This is a genomic window from Candidatus Chryseopegocella kryptomonas (assembly GCF_001536065.1).
GTDB lineage: Bacteria > Bacteroidota > Ignavibacteria > Kryptoniales > Kryptoniaceae > Kryptonium > Kryptonium kryptomonas.
Genome location: NZ_CZVW01000042.1, coordinates 1 through 4858 on the forward strand (window position 1 = coordinate 1; position 4858 = coordinate 4858).

The window sequence follows — 4858 nt, forward strand, 5'->3', positions numbered from 1 at the left end:
CGAAGACGCTTGAAAGCACAGCATTTGAAATCGCCAAAACAATCCACGCTCATCCGACGCTTGCTGAAACACTTATGGAAGCATCCGCAGATTCTTTAAAAGAAGCAATTCATATTTGAAAATAAAATTTTTTTGAAAAGAATATGCTAATTTTGCAGGTGATTGCAAAAATCATAAAAATTTTGCGTTCTCAAGGAACCCCTGGGCAAGTAGCAGCTGGATTTACATTTGGAATGTATCTCGGGCTAATACCTTGGAATACTTTGCATAGTTTTATCATCTGGATTCTTGTTATTCTTTTCAATGTTAATTTCGGAGCAGTTTTATTGGCTATCTCTATCTTCGCTTCAATAGCATACATATTTGATCCATTTTTCCATTCATTTGGATACTGGGTTCTTGTTGATTTAGATTTCTTGCGCGGGTTCTGGACAAATCTATATCAAACATCAATTATTCCATTCACGAGATTTTACAATACTGTTGTTATGGGGAGCACGCTTGCATCGGTTTTATTGACCGTGCCAGTTTATCTTGGTGTTAAGTGGTTTGTTAAAAATTATCGCGAAAAAGTTGATCCGAAAGTTCAAAAACTTGGCGTAATTAAAATGATAAAAGCATCAAAAATTTACGACATTTATCAAAAAGCAAAAGTGTTGAGCGAGTTATGAAATACATAAGAAAATCTGGCTTGATTTTTCTTTTTATCGTTGTTTCGTTAATCGTTTTGTTAAACATTTTTCTTACCGACAAATGGCTTGAAAATCAGCTTGAAAAAGCTGGCTCTAACATCGTTGGGGCAAAAGTTGAAATTGATAATCTTGATGTTTCAATTTTCAAGGGTTATATCAAATGGCAAAGGATTCAAATTACACATCCGCAATACACGATGAAAAATATGATTGAAACTGGACCTGTTGAATTTAAAATTTCTATTCCTGCTCTTTTGAAGCGTAAATTTGTGATTGAAAACATGCATATTTTGAACATAAAAACATTTACTGATAGAAAAACAGATGGGCGATTGCCGAAAAAGCCAGAAGAAAAACCGAAAGAGCCAAGTTTTTTTGAACAGCAATTTGCTTATCTTATGAAAGAAGTTTCATCTGCACCCGCATTTGAATTTGTCTCTGAAATAAAAAATATCAAACCAGAAGAAATAATCAATCAAGCTAATCTTCAAACTCCGCAAAAAATTGACTCACTTAGAAATGTCTTCACTTCACAAATTGAAAATGTGAAAAAAGAAATTGAAAACATTGAAAACGATTTTAACACGCTGAAAAGCATAGAAGCAAATTTGAAAACCATAAATGTAAGCGGTATAAAAACCATTGATGACTTAAAAAGAACTTATGAAACTGTGAAAGGGGCAATAAAGCAGATAAACGAACTTAAAGAGAAATATCGTGGAAAAGATAAACAGGTTAAAGAGATTTTAAATTCATTTAACGAATCAAAGCGAAACATTGAATCATGGGTGAAGGAAGATTTTGCTCGTGTCAAAGATTTTGCAAAACTTCCGGAGATTTCAACTTTTAATGTGGTAAAATATCTGCTTGGTCCGAAAATTTTGAGTTATTATTTGACTTATCTTGATTATTCAAATCGTGCTGAGAGAATTGTTAACAAACTTCAATCAGTAAAGCCGGAAAAAGAGAAAAGACCACCGAGATTGAAAGGGCAAGATATTCATTTTGTTAAGGAAAAAGCCCTGCCTGATTTTTGGCTTAAGAATTGTGCGATTTCAGGAGAAACAAACGCTGGCTTTTACATAAAAGGTGAAATAAAAAATGTCACATCTCAACCACAAGTTCTCGGACTTCCAACCACTGTTGAAATCACTGGCGATAGACCTGATAAGGCAAAGTTGAACTTGTTCTTGCTTCTTGATCTTGCCTCATCGCCAAGCAAACAAAACTTAAAGTTTTCAATTTTGAATTTTCCAATTGTAAATTTCAACTTTGGGCATGATGTAAAGTATTTGCCTGCTGGAATTAAAACAACCACGGGTAATGTCGTTGTAGAGTTATCAAAGTTTGGGGCTGATGTTAATTCTTCAATAAAGTTTTTGGCTTTAAACCCCAACTTTGATTATAAAAGTGTTAATTTCAGAAATGAATACGAGCGAATGGTTGATAACATAATTAAAAATACATTTTCATCTTTAAAGCAAATTGATGCAAATGTTTATCTTGCGGTTAAAGATAACAAAGTCAGCGTAAACTTTAACTCATCTCTTGATGTGCAATTGACAAATGGTTTTAAGCAAGCAATCGGAAGGGAAGTTGAAGAGATCAAAAGAAAACTTGAGAATTTGGTGAGAGAGCGAGTTGAGAAATACAGAGTTGAATTTGAAAGGCAAATTGATGAGAAAATTAAAGAGCTCAACAACAAACTTGAATCTTACAATATCAAAGTTGCCGAGGTTGAGAATTTAAGAAACATTAAATTACAAGAACTTGACAAAGAGATAAAGAAAAGAAGCGGAAACATACTTGAAAGGATATTTAAGTGAAATTTAATCTTCAAGAGCAAGCTTAACAATTCTATCAACAAGTTCTGGGAATTCAATACCAGCTGCTTTTGCTGCTTTTGGAACTAAACTTGTTCCCGTCATTCCTGGAATTGTGTTAATTTCAAGGCAATATATTTCTCCATTTTCTTTGACTCTGAAATCAACTCTTGCGAAACCTTTGCAACCGATGGATTCAAAAGCAAGGAGCGCTTGCTCCTGCAATTTTTGTGTCCATTCTTCGGGGATTTCGGCAGGGACAATATATTCAGTTGCTCCTTTCGTGTATTTGTGATAATAATCATAAATTCCACCCTTTGGAATTATCTCTATCACTGGCAAAGCCTTATTTCCAAGAATCCCAACTGTTAATTCCTTTCCATCAATGAAATCTTCAACAATTATAAGGTCAGAATACTTGAAAGCAAGTTCAATCGCTTGCTCAATTTCCTCGGGAGATTTCACAACCGTTAAACCAACAGTTGAACCTTGATCATTTGGCTTAACAACACATGGGTAAGAAAAAGATTTTTCAATTTTTGTGCGTATTTCTTTTAAATCAAAGTTGTTTTTTCTAACTGTGAACCAGTCGGGAGTTTGAACGCCGTAATGTTTAAAAACAATTTTTGACATATTTTTGTCAATTCCAATTGCGCTTGCAAGAACACCAGAGCCAGTATATTTTATCCCACGAAGATCAAGCAATGCTTGAACAGTTCCATCTTCACCCCATTTTCCGTGAAGGATGATAAAAACGACATCAACATCATCAAGCAAGTGTGAATTTATGCACTCAATTACATTTTTATTTGAAAACTTCGCAAGTTCTTCTTCCGTTGGCGGTGTTTCTTTTATTGCGCTTATAAAAAGTTCTTCCTCATTTTCTGGTTGATTGACGCCAAGCGCTGGATCAATTGGCTTGACGATATAACCCGCTTCTCTCAATCCTTCGGTTACATATTTTCCTGAAATTATTGAAACATCTCTTTCTGGTGAAGTCCCACCTAAAAGAACCGCAACTTTTATTTGTCTCATAAATCCTAAATTTTAATTTGTTTCCCGTATGACTTTAAACTTATTTCAGCAAGTTTTAATATATCTTCATTGGACAAAACTTTTTCACCACCGAGAACCCTTGAAAGCAAAATAACCATAGCATAATGTTCAAGTTTTTCCATTTTGTAAAACGCATCTTTCAAATTTACGCCGAGCGTCACTGCACCGTGATTTTGAAGCAAGAATGCATCGTGATTCTTAACATAAGGTTGGATTGATTGTGCAACCTCATCGGTTGAAGGAGTTGCATATTTTGCAAGTGGAATTTTGCCGAGGTTTACAATTACTTCTGGAAGGACATAATTTTCAAGCGATAAACCAGCGACGGCAAAAGATGTGGCAAAAGGTGGATGCGCATGAACGATTGCATTTACATCATCACGATTTTTGTAAATAAAAAGATGCATTTTAATTTCGGTTGATGGCTTGTGAATTCCATAAATTAAATTTCCATTTTCGTCAATCTCAACGATGTGGGATTTCTTGATTTCGCCTTTATTTACAGATGTCGGCGTGCAAAGTATGTTTCCATTTGGAAGTCGTGCGGATATATTCCCATCGGTTGCCGAAACAAAACCTTTTTGATAAATTATGTGTGCGATTTCAACTATCTCTTGAATTATTTTGTCTTTAATTTTTCTCATTTTCTTCAGACCTTGCTTGGCGATACATTTGAATTCGTAGAAAAATTCTCAAAACGAAAAGAGCAATCGCAACAACAAGAGTATGCATATAATACTGCGGTGGAATGGTTCTTGTGAGCATGCCAAGAAGAAGCAAAATTAAAATTGCCAAACTTGTGTAAGTTATCCAGTTGAAAGTTTTTTGTGAGATTTTCATATCTTTCTCAATTTGTTTTTGGAAGCGTTTTCATTTTTTTCTGAAATTTAATTAAATTAAAAACAATAAAAAACAAAAGCGAGATACTGGTTTTGCAGGACGAACTCAAACTTCAATACTGGGAAGAATTTAACCAGTTGATGAAAAGACGACTTGAAGAACTTGAAGAGTTGAAAAAACTCGGCATCAATCCTTATCCTTATGAATTTCCTGTAAATGCTTATTCAAAGGAAATTCTTGAAAATTTCAAAGATGAAGACCCGCCGATGAATGTTTCAATTGCTTGGAGAATTATGTCAATACGAAGGATGGGGAAGGCAACTTTTTCACACATTCATGATTCAAAAGGTAAAATCCAGTTTTTCTTCAAAAAAGATATTCTCGGGGATAAGTATGTCATTTTGAAACTTCTTGATATTGGCGATATAAGTGGAGTTAAAGGCGAAA

6 protein-coding genes are annotated in these 4858 nt (G+C 34.4%); 3 read left to right on the forward strand and 3 right to left on the reverse strand.

The features are described from left to right. Positions 1–143 precede the first annotated feature (143 nt). A complete protein-coding gene (locus tag AWW83_RS09725) occupies positions 144–671 on the forward strand; it encodes a TIGR03546 family protein (RefSeq protein ID WP_092351167.1) in 528 nt (175 codons plus the stop codon). Then, complete coding sequence (locus AWW83_RS09730; protein ID WP_092351168.1) at positions 668–2518, forward strand: TIGR03545 family protein; 1851 nt, start codon at positions 668–670, stop codon at positions 2516–2518. Before AWW83_RS09725 ends, AWW83_RS09730 begins: the two co-directional genes overlap by 4 nt. 3 nt (positions 2519–2521) lie before the next feature. On the opposite strand, the gene AWW83_RS09735 is transcribed toward AWW83_RS09730, so the two are convergent. The 3 genes from AWW83_RS09735 to AWW83_RS09745 are packed head-to-tail and all read right to left on the reverse strand — an operon-like array spanning position 2522 to position 4411. Beyond that, positions 2522–3550, reverse strand: coding sequence for a D-alanine--D-alanine ligase (locus AWW83_RS09735; RefSeq protein ID WP_092351169.1), 1029 nt, complete (start codon positions 3548–3550; stop codon positions 2522–2524). A 5-nt stretch (positions 3551–3555) separates the two neighbouring features. Beyond that, positions 3556–4215 (reverse strand): class II aldolase/adducin family protein, encoded by a 660-nt coding sequence (locus AWW83_RS09740; RefSeq protein ID WP_092351170.1) that lies wholly within the window; start codon positions 4213–4215, stop codon positions 3556–3558. Continuing rightward, on the reverse strand, positions 4202–4411 hold the full coding sequence (locus AWW83_RS09745; protein WP_092351171.1) for a hypothetical protein: 210 nt from the start codon (positions 4409–4411) through the stop codon (positions 4202–4204). Before AWW83_RS09745 ends, AWW83_RS09740 begins: the two co-directional genes overlap by 14 nt. A gap of 92 nt (positions 4412–4503) precedes the next feature. Here AWW83_RS09745 and AWW83_RS09750 point away from each other — a divergent pair. Beyond that, the coding region (locus AWW83_RS09750; protein WP_320409432.1) for an OB-fold nucleic acid binding domain-containing protein at positions 4504–4858 on the forward strand (355 nt) is incomplete at its 3' end.